This window comes from Nocardioides sp. (assembly GCF_035547795.1).
GTDB lineage: Bacteria > Actinomycetota > Actinomycetes > Propionibacteriales > Nocardioidaceae > Nocardioides.
Genome location: NZ_DASZUF010000220.1, coordinates 1 through 12,927, shown reverse-complemented (window position 1 = coordinate 12,927; position 12,927 = coordinate 1). Strand labels below are relative to the sequence as shown.

Below are 12,927 nucleotides of genomic sequence, written 5' to 3'. Positions count from 1 at the left end.
CAGCGGCAACGTGCTCACCGTCACCCGCAACGCCACGTCGTACGCCGCCGACGGTGGCCTCGGTCTGCTGCTGGTGCACTTCCACAACGTGGTCGGCGACAAGGCCCAGGTGGTCGCGCTCGCGGCCCCGGGGGCGCCACCGGTGGTCGGCCCGGCGCAACGGATCCGACCGACGGTCGTGCTCAAGGTCAGGCACCACGCGCACGCCGGGAAGCGGCTCAAGGTGAAGGTGCGGGTCCGGTCGGTCAACGGCATCGTGGCCACCGGGCGAGTGCGCCTGAAGGGCGCGGGCGCTCATCACGCCGCGAAGTTGCGGCACGGCAAGGCCGTCTTCACGATCCGGCCCAAGCGCGGTCGGCTGCACCTCAAGGCGACGTACGGCGGGGACGCGACGTACCTGTCCGGCCATTCACCGAAGCGCACCGTCCGGGTCGGTTGAGCGTTCCCTAGGATTGCTGCCATGACGCAGCAGCCGTTCAGCCGTCCCGGTGCCATCGACCTGTCCGCGCTCAACCGCCCCGCGCCGCAGGGCGGCCCGGCGACACCCGCCGGGGCTCCGGCCGGTGGTGGCGCGTACGCGCTCGAGGTCGACGAGCAGAGCTTCCAGCAGGTCCTCGAGTCGTCGATGACGGCACCGGTGCTGCTGGTGTTCTACTCGCCGACCCGGATGCCGGAGAGTGCCACCATGGCGGCCGACCTGCGCACCCTGGCCGACGAGTTCGAGGGCCGGTTCCTGGTCGGCCTCGTCGACATCGACGCCGCGCCGCGGATCGCCCAGGCGATGCAGATCCCCTCGATCCCGCTGGTGGTGGCGGTCATCGACGGGCGGCCGCAGCCGCTGCTGCAGGACGTCGTACCCCTGGAGGAGCTGCGCACCATGCTCACCCAGGTCTCCCAGCAGCTCACCGTCTCCGGGATCAGCGGCCGGCACCAGCCGCGTTCGGCCGCCCCGGCCGAGGAGGGCGAGGAGACCGTCGACCCACGCTACGCGGCCGCGCAGGAGGCGCTGGGTGAGGGCGACATCGACAAGGCGGTCGCGGAGTACCAGAAGCTGGTCGACGCCAACCCCGCCGACGCCGAGGCCGCCGCCGGCCTGGCGATGGCGAAGGTGCTGCAGCGCACCCGTGGCGTCGACCTCAACGCCGCTCGCGCGGCCGCCGCGGCCAACCCCGACGACGTGGACGCGCAGACCCTGGTGGCCGATCTCGACCTGCTCGGCGGCCACGTCGAGGACGCGTTCAACCGCCTGGTCGGCCTGGTCGCCCGCACCGCCGGAGACGAGCGCGACAAGGCCCGCGAGCACCTGATCGGCCTCTTCGGCGCCGTCGGCAACGCCGATCCGCGGGTGGTGCGCGCGCGTCAGGCGCTCGCTTCGGCGCTCTTCTGAGCCGCCAGCGCGGCCAGCAGGGCCGCGATCGCCGGCGCCTCGGTCATGCTGCGCCGGTGCAGGGCGAGGATCGTCCGCGTCGGCACCGGGTCCTTGGCCGGTACGGCGACCAGCTCGGCGCCGCGCCGCCCTGCCCAACCGCGGGATCAGCGCGATGCCGAGGCCGGCGCGGACCAGTGCCAGGTGCGAGTCGAACTCCAGCGAGGTGTGCGCGATCAGCGGCAGCCGGCCGGTGCCGTCGTACATCCGAGTGAGCCACTGTCGGCAGATCGTCCCCTCCGGGGTGGCGATCCAGCCCTCGTCGACCAGGTCGTGCGGCGTGAGCGCCCGGCGCCCGGCCAGTGGATGGTCGTGGCGCAGGATGACGTCGGCGACGTCGGTGCCCACCGTGGTGGCCGCGACGTGGTCGGGGATCCCGAGGGGGACGTCGCCCCAGCTGTGCGCGACGCCCAGGTCCGTGGCGCCGGTCGCGACCAGGCCGGCGGTGTCCCAGGGCTCCCGCTCCGAGAGTGCCACGGTGAGACCGGGATGGGCGGCCAGCACGCCCGGCAGCGCCGGCGCCACCAGGCCGCGCATCGCGGTCGAGAAAGCGGTCAGCCGGACCTCTCCGGCCACGGTGCCGGCCTGGCGACGCAGACTCGCCTCCAGCCGCTCCAGGTCGGTGAGCAACCGGCCGCCGTGGTCGACGAGGTGGCGGCCGTGCCGGGTCAGCATCACGCCGCGGCCGACCCGCTCCAGCAGCGGCACGCCGGTCTGCCGCTCCAGGCGCTTGACCTGCTGGGAGACCGCGCTCGGGGTGAAGCCGAGGGCGGCCGCGGCGGCGACCACGGAGCCGTGGCTGTCGACGGCACGCAGCGAGGCGACGGCGTCCAGATCGATCATGTAGCGGTGCTACTCAGTCTCGTGCAGATCTATTCGCTGGTGCTTCATCATCTTCGGCGCCGACGATGGCGCACATGCCCGCCGCGATTCCCTCCTCGCCGCCCTGGTCGCCGTGCTGTGGGGCTTCAACTTCGTGGTGATCGACTGGGGGATGGGCCGCGTGCCGCCGCTGCTGTTCGCGGCCATCCGGTTCCTGCTGGTCGCCTTCCCGGCCTGCCTGCTGGTGCCGCGTCCGCTGGCACCGTGGCGGGTGCTGGCCGCGGTGGGGGCGTTCATGAGCCTGGGGCAGTTCGGGTTGCTCTACATCTCCATGCACGCCGGGATGCCGCCAGGCCTGGCCGCGCTGGTGCTGCAGTCGCAGGTGGTGTTCACCATCGTGATCGCGGCGGTGGCGCTGCGCGAGCGGACCAGTCCGGCGCAGGTAGCGGGGGTCGGGCTCGGGGTGGCCGGTTTGACGGTGGTCGCGCTCGGCCGCGACGGGCACGTCGGCCTCGGTGCGCTGCTGCTGTGCCTGCTCGCCGGGCTGTCCTGGGGGGATCGGCAACGTGATCGCGCGCGCCGCGCGGGTGCCGGGTGGGCTCGGTCTCACGGTCTGGTCGGCGGTGGTGGTGCCGGTGCCACTGTTCCTGCTCAGCCTGCTGCTCGACGGTCCGCACGCGATGGGGGTGGGGCTGGCCGCCGCGGGCTGGCACGCCGCGGTGTCCACGGCGTACACCGTGGTGATGAGCACGCTGGTCGGCTACGGGATCTTCAACGGCCTGCTCGCCCGGCATCCCTCCGGCCGGGTGGTGCCCTGGATCCTGCTGGTGCCGGTGGTCGCGATGATGTTCGCCTGGGTGCTGGTCGGCGAGCGACCCGGGGCGACCGAGCTCGTCGGCGCGGCGCTGCTGGTCGTCGGCGTGCTGGTCGCCCAGGGCGTGCTCAGGTCGGCCGGCCCGACTCCGTGTACGCCGTCCCCTCACCCCGCACGCGTGCCAGCGCGGCCTCGACCCGTCGAGCGGTGAAGTCGGCCGCCCGCTCGTGCAGCTGTTCGAGGGTGCAGAATTCCGCGGAGCGGATCTCGCGCACCTCCCGCACGATCCGGTCGGTCAGGCCCGCCGGCTGAACGCCGCCGTCGAAGACCAGGCACAGCGCGTCGTCCCAGCCGCTCCACGGCGGCAGCCAGTCGGTGAGCAGCAGCTCGCCCGCCGGCAGGTCGAGCGCGAGCTCCTCGCGGACCTCGCGGGAGACGGCCAGGTGCGGCGACTCGCCGACCTCCACCACGCCGCCGGGGAGGTCCCAGTCGCGCTTGTAGGTGAGCTGGCACATCAGCACCCGGTCGTCGGGGGAGCGCACCAGCATCTGCCCGATCGCACGCTTGCGCGGCAGGAACGAGTTGAGCAGCGCACGGAAGCCCTCCGGCTCCTCGACGGGCGCGTCGCTGGCCAGCCGGGCGTAGACCACCCGGTCGACCGGCGTCCCGTCCACGGTCACGCCGCGCATCACGCCCTCGCGGTGCATGCCCGACCAGGTCGCGGTCCGCTGCGCCTGCTCGTCGGCGGGGTCGACCAGCACCTCGACGCGGGCATGGGTGGTCAGTGCCGCCGCGACCTCGCGCCGGACCACGTCCAGCGGCTCGCCGGCCGCCCACGAGATCCGCGCGACCCCGTCGGCGACCGTGGTCACGGTCGTCAGCGGCTCGCTCATGACCTCACCCTATCCACCGGCTCCTGTGTCTTCGTCGGTGTCGGGCGCGCCCTCATCGACGCGCCCGCGCTCCGTCACGGCGCACAGCTGTGGCAACCGGGATCGGACGACGAGCCGGTCGCCGCCGTCACTCCGCTCCGGTGCCAGAGCCTGCGCCGACCGCCCGGCGGAACCACACCGTCGCGAGCGGGGGCACGGTGATCGCCGCATGGGCCGGCTGGCCGTGCGACTCGCCGGGGTCCGCGGTCACGGAGCCGAGATTGCCCACGCCCGAGCCGGCGTAGACGTCGGCGTCGGTGTTGAGCACCTCCTCCCACACCCCGACCGACGGCATGCCCAGGACGTAGCCGTGTCGGGGCACGGGGGAGAAGTTGGTGACGCACACCAGCGGCCCGGCGTCGTCCTCGCCGTCGGTGCCGTGGCGGACGAAGGCGAAGACGTTGTTCGCGGTGTCGTCGGCGACCAGCCAGCCGAAGCCGCCGGGGTCGCCGTCGCGGGTCCAGAGCGCCGGCGTGTCGCGGTAGACCCGGTTCAGGTCGCGGACGACGGCATGCACGCCGCGGTGCTCGGGGTGGTCGAGCAGCCACCAGTCCAGCTCTCGCGACTCCGCCCACTCCGACTCCTGGCCGAGCTCGCCGCCCATGAACAGCAGCTGCTTGCCCGGATGCGCCCACATGAACGCCAGGTAGGCCCGCAGCGTGGCCAGCTGCTGCCACCGGTCGCCGGGCATCTTGCGCAGCAGCGAGCCCTTGCCGTGCACGACCTCGTCGTGGGAGAGCGGCAGGACGTAGTTCTCCGACCACGCGTAGGTGAGCGCGAACGTCATCTCGTGATGGTGGTAGGAGCGGTGCACCGGCTCGTGGCGGAGATAGTCGAGGGTGTCGTGCATCCACCCCATGTTCCACTTGAAGCCGAAGCCCAGCCCGCCCCCGGCGGTGTCGCCGGTGACGCCGGGCCAGGCGGTCGACTCCTCGGCGACCGTCACGATGCCGGGCATCCGCTTGTAGGCGGTGGCGTTCATCTCCTGCAGGAACTGCACCGCCTCCAGGTGCTCGCGGCCGCCGTACTGGTTGGGCAGCCATTCGCCGCTGGCGCGGCCATAGTCCAGATAGAGCATCGAGGCCACGCCGTCGACGCGCAGCCCGTCGGCGTGGAACTCGGTGAGCCAGTAGACGGCGTTGGAGTAGAGGAAGTTGCGCACCTCGCGGCGGCCGAAGTCGAAGATGTAGGAGCCCCACTCGGCGTGCCAGCCGCGGCGCGGGTCGGGGTGCTCGTACAGCGGCGTGCCGTCGAAGCGGGCCAGTGCCCACGGGTCGGTGGCGAAGTGGCCCGGCACCCAGTCCAGGATCACACCGATGCCGGCCTGGTGCAGCTGGTCGATGAGGTAGCGGAAGTCATCGGGCGTGCCGAACCTGCTGTCGGGGGCGTAGTAGCCGGTCACGTGATAGCCCCACGACCCGCCGAACGGGTGCTGCATCACCGGCATCAGCTCGACGTGGGTGAAGCCCAGGTCGCCGACGTAGCCGACCAGCTCGTCGGCCAGCTCGCGGTAGGTGCGGCCACGCCGCCACGAGCCCAGGTGCACCTCGTAGATCGACATCGGCGCGGACAGCGCCTTGCGCTCCGCGCGGCCGTCGATCCACGCCTGGTCACCCCAGGTGTACGACGACTCCCACACCACCGACGAGGTCGCCGGCGGCACCTCCGCGTAGGCGGCCATCGGGTCGGCCCGCTCCTGCCACTGCCCGTCGGCGCCGAGGATGACGTACTTGTAGCGGGTGCCCGGCCTCACCCCCGGCACGAACAGCTCCCAGATCCCCGAGCTGCCCAGTGAGCGCATCGGGTGCTCGCGGCCATCCCAGGAGTTGAAGTCGCCCTCCACGCGTACGCCGCGGGCGTGCGGCGCCCACACCGTGAAGGCGGTCCCGTCCACCCCCTCGTAGTGCCGCACCCGGGCGCCGAGCGCCTGCCACAGCTGCTCGTGCCGGCCCTCGTTGAACAGGTGCTGGTCGAGCTCGCCGATGCTGGGCAGGAAGCGGTAGGGGTCGTCGACGACGTGCTCGTGACCGTCGGCGTAGGTGACGGCGAGCCGGTAGTCGGGCACCTCCGCGACGGGCAGTACGCCGGACCACACGCCCTCGTGCTCGTGACGGAGCGCGACCTCCAGCGACTCGCCGGTCGAGCCCGCCGGGATCCGCACCACGACCGCGTCGGCCAGTGGCTTGAGCGCCCGGACGGTGACGCCGCCGTCGTACGGATGCGCGCCCAGCACGGCGTGCGGCTGGGCATGCTCCCCGGAGACGATCCGGGACAGCTCCTCGGCGGGGACGGGTGCGGGGTCGGTCATGGTGCTCCGATCCGCGCGACCGCCTCCAGCGGGATATCGAGCCAGGCGGGGCGGTTTCGCGCCTCGTAGACGGTCTCGTAGACGGCCTTGTCGGCGACGTACGCGTCCAGCAACAGCCGCTGGGCGTCGGTCAGGTCGCCGGCGTAGGCCACCAGGAAGTGGTTGCGGGCCCGGTTGGCCCACTCGGCGGCGCGCTGCTGGCGCAGCTCGTCCTCGTCCTCGTTGCCGGACTCGGACTCGGGGTGCAGGCCGTGCAGCGCCACCCGCGGCGCGTAGTCGAAGGAGCGGAGCATCCCGGCCACGTCCCGCCAGCGCGAGTCCGGCAGCAGCCGCTCCGCCAGCGGCTTGGCCGGCTCGCCCTCGAAGTCGACGATCTTCCAGCCCAGCGACGTGCGCAGGGTCTGGCCCAGATGCAGGTCGCCGTGGATGGTCTGCACCTCCAGCTCGTCGAGCGTGGCGACGGCGTCGAAGACGGAGCGCAGCCGATCGGCGAACGGCGCCAGCTCCGGCACTGCCACCAACGCGGCGTCCAGCCGTGCGGTCATGGCCCTGGCGAGCGCGGCGGTCGCCTCCGGGCCCCTGGTCTCGGTCGGGAAGTGCGTGGCCAGGACGTCGTGGACCTCGGCGAGCGCCTCGCCGAGCCGGGCCGCCTCGGCGGCGAAGTCGCCACCGGACTCGTTGGCGTGCACCTCCGGCTCGGCGAACAGGTTGCGCACCGACGCCAGCGCGAGATCCCAGCCGTCGGTGGCGGTACGCAGGAACCGCTGCAGCATCGCCAGCTGCATCGTGGTCGGACCCTCGCCGACGTCGACCACGGCGTCCAGCCAGCCGTAGAGCGCGGCGACGTGATCGCTGCCGGCGTTGGTGAGGACCTCATGGATCTGGATGTCCGGGTTGACGCCGGGGGTCACCTTCCGGAACACCTTCATGATCGAGTCCTCGCCGAAGGCGACCGAGGAGTTCGACTGCTGCCCGGAGAAGAGCGAGGAGTGCGCTCCCAGGTCGAGGTCGTAACCGGGCAGTCGGTGGAACTGCAGGACGCTGTCGGGATCGACCTGGCCGTCGGCGGCACGGTCGAAGGAGCGCAACCAGTACGCCATCGACTCGCGATCGTGCAGCGCGTCGTAGGCATGCACCCAGCCGTAGGTCTCGTCCTCCCACCAGCCGACGAAGGCGTGGTCGAGACGACCCTGCGGGTGCTCGTAGAACGCCAGCGGCACCTGGTAGAGCTCGGTGCCGCCCTCGGTGTCGTCGTACCGGACCTCGACGAGGTGCACCACCACGTGCGGGCCGTCCTCGTCCGTGCGGCCCGGCACCTCGCCGACCACCTGCGCACCGGCGACAGTGAACGGGCGGCCCTTGCCGCCGAACCAGCGGGTCCGGATCAGGTAGTCGGCGAAGACGGTGGGGTCCAGGCTCACAACAGACCTCCCTCCTCGGCCGGCTCGACGGGGGCGGCGAGCCGGAACCAATAGAACCCGTACCCACCCAATGTCAGGAGATACGGAAGTTCCCCGATGGTCGGGAACGAAACGCCACCGAGCACCTCGACCAGGCGCATGCCCTCGAAACGGCGCAGGTCGAGCTCGACCGGCTGGGGGAAGCGGGAGAGGTTGTTCACGCAGATGATCACCTCGGTGCGGCCGTCGTCCAGCTCCAGCTCGCGGGAGTAGGAGAGCACCGACGGGTTGGACCCGCCCAGGTCGTGGAAGGTGCCCAGTCCGAACGCCGGGTACTGCTTGCGGGCGTGGATCATCCGGCGGGTCCAGCGCAGCAGCGAGGACGGGTCCTCCATCTGCGCCTCGACGTTGACCGCCTGATAGCCGTAGACCGGGTCCATCACGATCGGCCGGTCGAGCTTGCCCGGGTTGGCGGTGGAGAAGCCGGCGTTGCGGTCGCCGGACCACTGCATCGGCGTGCGTACGGCGTCGCGGTCGCCCAGCCAGATGTTGTCGCCCATCCCGATCTCGTCGCCGTAGTAGAGCACCGGGCTGCCCGGCAGGCTGAGCAGCAGGGCGGTGAACAGCTCCATCTGGTTGAGGTCGTTGTCCAGCAGCGGCGCCAGCCGCCGGCGGATGCCGATGTTGGCCTTCATCCGCGGGTCCTTGGCGTACTCCGCCCACATGTAGTCGCGGTCCTCGTCGGTGACCATCTCCAGGGTCAGCTCGTCGTGATTGCGCAGGAAGATGCCCCACTGGCAGCCGGAGGGGATCGGCGGAGTCTGCTCGAGGATCTCCGAGATCGGGAAGCGCGACTCGCGCCGTACCGCCATGAAGATGCGCGGCATCACCGGGAAGTGGAAGCACATGTGGCACTCGTCGCCGCCGGTGGCGAAGTCGCCGAAGTAGTCCACCACGTCGGCCGGCCACTGGTTCGCCTCGGCGAGCAGCACCCGGCCCGGGTAGTTCTCGTCGACGAAACGGCGCACCTTCCTGAGGAACTCGTGCGTCTCGGGCAGGTTCTCGCCGTTCGTGCCGGGGCGCTCGTAGAGGTAGGGCACGGCGTCGAGCCGGAAGCCGTCCAGGCCCATGTCGAGCCAGAACCGCATCGCGTCCAGCATCGCCTCGTGCACCTGGGGGTTGTCGAAGTTGAGGTCGGGCTGGTGGGAGAAGAACCGGTGCCAGAAGTACTGCTGGCGCACCGGATCCCAGGTCCAGTTCGACGGCTCGGTGTCGACGAAGATGATCCGGGCTTCCTGGTAGAGCTCGTCGGTGTCGGACCAGACGTAGAAGTCGCCGTAGGGGCCCTCCGGATCCTCCCGGGAGGCCTGGAACCACGGGTGCTGGTCGCTGGTGTGGTTCATGACGAAGTCGATGATCACCTTGATGCCGCGCTCGTGGGCCGCGTCGAGGAAGACCTGGAAGTCCTCCACGGAGCCGACCTCGGGCAGCACCCCGGTGTAGTCGGCGACGTCGTACCCGCCGTCGCGCAGCGGGCTGGGGAAGAACGGCGGCAGCCACAGGCAGTCCACTCCCAGCCACTGGAGGTAGTCGAGCTGCTCGGTCAGCCCCTTGAAGTCACCGGTGCCGTCGCCGTTGCTGTCCTTGAACGAGCGCACCAGCACCTCGTAGAAGACGGCGGTCTTGAACCACTCGGGCTCGTTCGACGCGGGTACGACGGTGGTCAACGGGCACTCCTGACGGTGAGGATGTGGGCGGATTCGTAGCCGGGGTCGAGCCGCACGTAGTTGTCCGGGCCCCAGGTCCAATCCTGGCCGGTCAACTCGTCATGGACGGCATAGGAATCGCCCGTCACCCCCAGCGTCACGGGATCGATGTGCACCATCGTCTCCCGGGTGCCGTGCGGGTCCAGGTTGAGCACCACGATCACCGCGTCGCCGTCGGGCGCGATCTTGCTGAAGCACAGCGTGTGGTCGTCGTCGGTGGCGTGGATGGTGATGTTGCGCAGCAGTCGCAGCGCGGGATGGGCTCGGCGGATCTCGTTGAGCCGGGTCAGGTACGGCGCCAGCGTCCGGCCCTCCTCCTCGGCGGCCACCCAGTCGCGCGGGCGCAGCTGGTACTTCTCGCTGTCGAGGTACTCCTCCGACCCCGGTCGCACCGCGACGTGCTCGAACAGCTCGTAGCCGGCGTAGACGCCCCAGCTCGGCGAGGACATGGCCGCCAGGGTGGCACGGATCTTGAACGCCGCGGGTCCGCCGTACTGGAGGAAGGCGTGCAGGATGTCGGGAGTGTTGACGAAGAAGTTGGGTCGCATCAGGTGGTCCGACTCGGTCGCGACCTCGCGCAGGTAGTCCTCGATCTCGGTCTTCTCCACCCGCCAGGTGAAGTAGGTGTAGGACTGGTGGAAGCCGACCGCGCCCAGGCCGTGCATCATCGCCGGACGGGTGAACGCCTCGGAGAGGAAGACGACGTCGGGGTCGGTCGAGCGGACCTGGCCCAGCAGCCACTCCCAGAACCCCAGCGGCTTGGTGTGCGGGTTGTCGACCCGGAAGATGCGCACGCCGTGGCTCATCCAGAGCCGGACGATGCGCAGCACCTCCTCGGCCAGGCCGGTGGGGTCGTTGTCGAAGTTGATCGGGTAGATGTCCTGGTACTTCTTCGGCGGGTTCTCCGCATATGCGATCGTGCCGTCGGCGCGGGTGGTGAACCACTCCGGATGCGAGGTCACCCACGGGTGGTCCGGCGCGGCCTGCAGGGCCAGGTCGAGCGCGACCTCCAGGCCGAGGTCGCGGGCGCGGGTGACGAAGGCGTCGAAGTCCTCGAACGTGCCCAGGTCGGGATGGATGGCGTCGTGGCCACCGTGCCTGGAGCCGATCGCCCACGGGCTGCCGGGGTCGTTCGGGCCGGGGTCGAGGGTGTTGTTGGGCCCCTTGCGGTTGACCTCGCCGATCGGGTGGATCGGCGGCAGGTAGACCACGTCGAAGCCCATCTGCGCCACCGCGCCCAGGCGCTTGGCGGCGGTGCGTAGCGTGCCGCTGACCAGCGCGCCGGTCCTCGGGTCGACGTGGGCGCCCTCGGAGCGGGGGAAGAACTCGTACCAGCTGCCGACCAGGGCGCGCTCGCGGTCGGCGTACGCCGAGAACGGGCCCTCGGTGCTCAGCAGGTCGCGGATCGGGTGGTCGTACAGGACCCGGGCCAGCTCGGGGGAGGTGATCACCGCCAGCCGGGCGGCCACCGGGCGGGTCGGGTCGCCGCAGGCGTCCAGGGCGCCCTCGACGACCTCCTGCTCCTCGCCGTCGAGGCCCTCGACCCGCTCCAGCAACAGCCGGCCCTCGGCGAACATCAGGTCGACGTCGACGCCGGCCTCGATCTTGATCGGCGCGTCGTGCAGCCAGGTGCCCAGCGGGTCGGACCACGCCTGCACCTCGAACGTCCACGGTCCCTCGACGTCCGGGGTGACCCAGGCCTCGTAGCGGTCGGTGCCCGGCGCGATGAGCCGCATCCGGACCGGAGGCCGGCGGGTGCCGTCGGGGTCGATGGCGACCACCTCGGCGCCGAGCAGGTCGTGTCCCTCGCGGAACACGGTCGCCCGTACCGGGAAGGGCTCGCCGAGCGTCGCCTTGGCGGGCTGACGCCCGCGGTCGACCAGTGGCATGACGTCCATGACGGGGATGCGTCCGACCATGGACGAAACGTATCCGGTGCGGGCCACCCCCATGCGGATGCGCGCGTTATGAGGAGGAGCGAGCGGACCGCCGGGCGCGCCGACCCAGCGCCAGACCGACCACGCTGGTGAGGAGCAGCCCCGCCAGCAGGACGACCAGCAGCCGCCCCGGCCAGTGCGCCAGGTCGAGGTCGGCGTGGCGCCAGGCCACCCCGGCCAGGGCGAGTACGGCGATGGCCCCGATCCCGGTCAGGCCGCCGCGCAGCCGCTCGAGGTCGTCCTCCACGAGCGCCCCGAGCAGGGCGATGCCCAGGGCCAGGCACCAGGCGGCGACCAGGTGGGCGTCCACGGCGCGCACGCGCCAGGGCAGCAGCGCGCCCCAGAACGCCGACCGGGCCAGCAGGCCGACGCCGAGGCCGAGCAGGGCGGCACCCTCGACGGCGACCAGCGGTCGCGTCCAGCGCGGCAGCTCGGCGGTCCGCGGCAACGGGAGCGCCGGCTCGCGCAGTTCGGCGAGCAGCCCGAGGAGCACCGCCGCGCACAGCCCGGCGACGCCGAGCAGCCAGATCCACGAGGTCGCCATCGGGACGATGTCTCCGGCGAGGGAGAACATGTCGTGGGCGTCCAGGCTGCCGCCCAGCAGCGTCACCAGCACCACCGCGGCGGCCAGGGCGGTGATCCGCACCTCCTCCCACAGCAGCCGGGTGGCGGCGTGGAACAGCATCGGCGCCGCGCCGAGGAAGCCCGCGCCGAGCAACATCGGCGTCACCACGCTCGCGCCGCTCCCGGATCCGTGGTCGGCCGGCAGCCACGCGACATGGCTGCCGGCCCAGCCGCTGGCGGCGTACAGGAGCAGGCCGATCGCGGCGGACGCGGCGCCGGTCAGGGTGAGCGCCACCCGCAGCAGTGGAGCGGCCTCGCGGCCCGCGACGTCGACGGCCGCAGCCGTCGACGAGGACGTCGAAATCGTCATCAGTACCCTCCCCAGAGTCGGCCCATGATGGCGTGCCGGGAGGGAGCCCGCCAGGCCCGTTCAGGGTTGGATCGATCCAAGATCTGGGTTAGTTTCGCGATATGCGAGCGATCCGTCGTTTCACGGTCCGTCCCGTACTTCCCGAGCCGCTCTCGGCCCTCGGCACCCTCGCCGCCAATCTGCGCTGGTCGTGGCACCCGCCGACCCAGGACGTCTTCGCCGCGGTCGACCCGCGGCGGTGGGAGAGCTGCGGCCACGACCCGGTCCGGCTGCTCGGCGAGGTGCCCCGCACGCGGCTGGACGAGCTGGCCGCGGACGGGGTCTTCCAGGAGCGGCTGTGGGACGCGCAGCGGGACCTGGACCGCTATCTCACCGAGGACCGCTGGTACCAGCGGTCGGTCGGCGACGGGCCGCGCGCGATCGGCTACTTCTCGCCCGAGTTCGGGGTCGCCGCGGTGCTGCCGCAGTACTCCGGTGGCCTGGGCATCCTCGCCGGCGACCACCTGAAGACCGCGAGCGACCTCGGCGTGCCGATCGTCGGGGTCGGGCTGCTCTACAAGGCGGGCTACTTCGTGCAGTCGCTCTCCC

General features: G+C 71.6%; 10 protein-coding genes and 2 pseudogenes. 5 read left to right on the top strand and 7 right to left on the bottom strand.

The window, feature by feature from the left end:
• Both VHA72_RS16315 and VHA72_RS16310 read left to right on the top strand, forming a co-directional pair.
• Window positions 1-439, top strand: a 439-nt coding sequence (locus tag VHA72_RS16315) for a hypothetical protein (protein WP_325577120.1), incomplete at its 5' end; no start/stop codon positions are given.
• A gap of 21 nt (window positions 440-460) precedes the next feature.
• Complete coding sequence (locus tag VHA72_RS16310) at window positions 461-1,387, top strand: tetratricopeptide repeat protein (protein WP_325577118.1); 927 nt, start codon at window positions 461-463, stop codon at window positions 1,385-1,387.
• 174 nt (window positions 1,388-1,561) lie between these two features.
• On the opposite strand, the pseudogene VHA72_RS16305 reads toward VHA72_RS16310, so the two are convergent.
• Window positions 1,562-2,269, bottom strand: a pseudogene (locus VHA72_RS16305) (LysR family transcriptional regulator); the annotation flags it as partial.
• A gap of 151 nt (window positions 2,270-2,420) precedes the next feature.
• On the opposite strand from VHA72_RS16305, the pseudogene VHA72_RS16300 reads away from it, so the two are divergent.
• Together VHA72_RS16300 and VHA72_RS16295 are read left to right on the top strand one after the other, a co-directional pair.
• Window positions 2,421-2,675, top strand: a pseudogene (locus VHA72_RS16300) (EamA family transporter); the annotation flags it as partial.
• A 139-nt stretch (window positions 2,676-2,814) separates the two neighbouring features.
• The gene (locus VHA72_RS16295; RefSeq protein WP_325577116.1) at window positions 2,815-3,273 is read left to right on the top strand and encodes an EamA family transporter; all 459 of its coding nucleotides are present in this window, start codon (window positions 2,815-2,817) and stop codon (window positions 3,271-3,273) included.
• On the opposite strand, the gene VHA72_RS16290 is transcribed toward VHA72_RS16295, so the two are convergent.
• From VHA72_RS16290 to VHA72_RS16265, 6 genes are all read right to left on the bottom strand, one after another.
• Window positions 3,191-3,955: an NUDIX hydrolase gene (locus tag VHA72_RS16290; protein WP_325577114.1), complete on the bottom strand. Its 765-nt coding sequence runs from the start codon at window positions 3,953-3,955 to the stop codon at window positions 3,191-3,193. The two genes, VHA72_RS16295 and VHA72_RS16290, sit on opposite strands and share 83 nt — an antisense overlap.
• A gap of 127 nt (window positions 3,956-4,082) precedes the next feature.
• Window positions 4,083-6,302, bottom strand: coding sequence for a 1,4-alpha-glucan branching protein GlgB (glgB, locus tag VHA72_RS16285; protein ID WP_325577112.1), 2,220 nt, complete (start codon window positions 6,300-6,302; stop codon window positions 4,083-4,085).
• The gene (locus tag VHA72_RS16280) at window positions 6,299-7,723 is read right to left on the bottom strand and encodes a maltokinase N-terminal cap-like domain-containing protein (RefSeq protein WP_325577110.1); all 1,425 of its coding nucleotides are present in this window, start codon (window positions 7,721-7,723) and stop codon (window positions 6,299-6,301) included. Before VHA72_RS16280 ends, glgB begins: the two co-directional genes overlap by 4 nt.
• The gene (gene treS / locus VHA72_RS16275) at window positions 7,720-9,429 is read right to left on the bottom strand and encodes a maltose alpha-D-glucosyltransferase (RefSeq protein WP_325577108.1); all 1,710 of its coding nucleotides are present in this window, start codon (window positions 9,427-9,429) and stop codon (window positions 7,720-7,722) included. The genes VHA72_RS16280 and treS overlap by 4 nt, the downstream gene beginning before the upstream one ends.
• Window positions 9,426-11,387, bottom strand: a complete 1,962-nt coding sequence (locus tag VHA72_RS16270; protein WP_325577107.1) for an alpha-1,4-glucan--maltose-1-phosphate maltosyltransferase — start codon at window positions 11,385-11,387, stop codon at window positions 9,426-9,428. Before VHA72_RS16270 ends, treS begins: the two co-directional genes overlap by 4 nt.
• A gap of 46 nt (window positions 11,388-11,433) precedes the next feature.
• Window positions 11,434-12,339: a hypothetical protein gene (locus VHA72_RS16265; RefSeq protein WP_325577105.1), complete on the bottom strand. Its 906-nt coding sequence runs from the start codon at window positions 12,337-12,339 to the stop codon at window positions 11,434-11,436.
• A gap of 101 nt (window positions 12,340-12,440) precedes the next feature.
• On the opposite strand from VHA72_RS16265, the gene VHA72_RS16260 reads away from it, so the two are divergent.
• Window positions 12,441-12,927: DUF3417 domain-containing protein (locus tag VHA72_RS16260; protein ID WP_325577104.1), on the top strand; the 487-nt coding region annotated here is incomplete at its 3' end.

Coding starts and splice junctions, on each gene's coding strand:
- VHA72_RS16310 (WP_325577118.1), top strand. CDS start 461: ATGACGCAGCAGCCGTTCAGCCGTCCCGGTGCCATCGACCTGTCCGCG.
- VHA72_RS16290 (WP_325577114.1), bottom strand. CDS start 3,955: ATGAGCGAGCCGCTGACGACCGTGACCACGGTCGCCGACGGGGTCGCG.
- glgB (WP_325577112.1), bottom strand. CDS start 6,302: ATGACCGACCCCGCACCCGTCCCCGCCGAGGAGCTGTCCCGGATCGTC.
- VHA72_RS16270 (WP_325577107.1), bottom strand. CDS start 11,387: ATGGTCGGACGCATCCCCGTCATGGACGTCATGCCACTGGTCGACCGC.
- VHA72_RS16265 (WP_325577105.1), bottom strand. CDS start 12,339: ATGACGATTTCGACGTCCTCGTCGACGGCTGCGGCCGTCGACGTCGCG.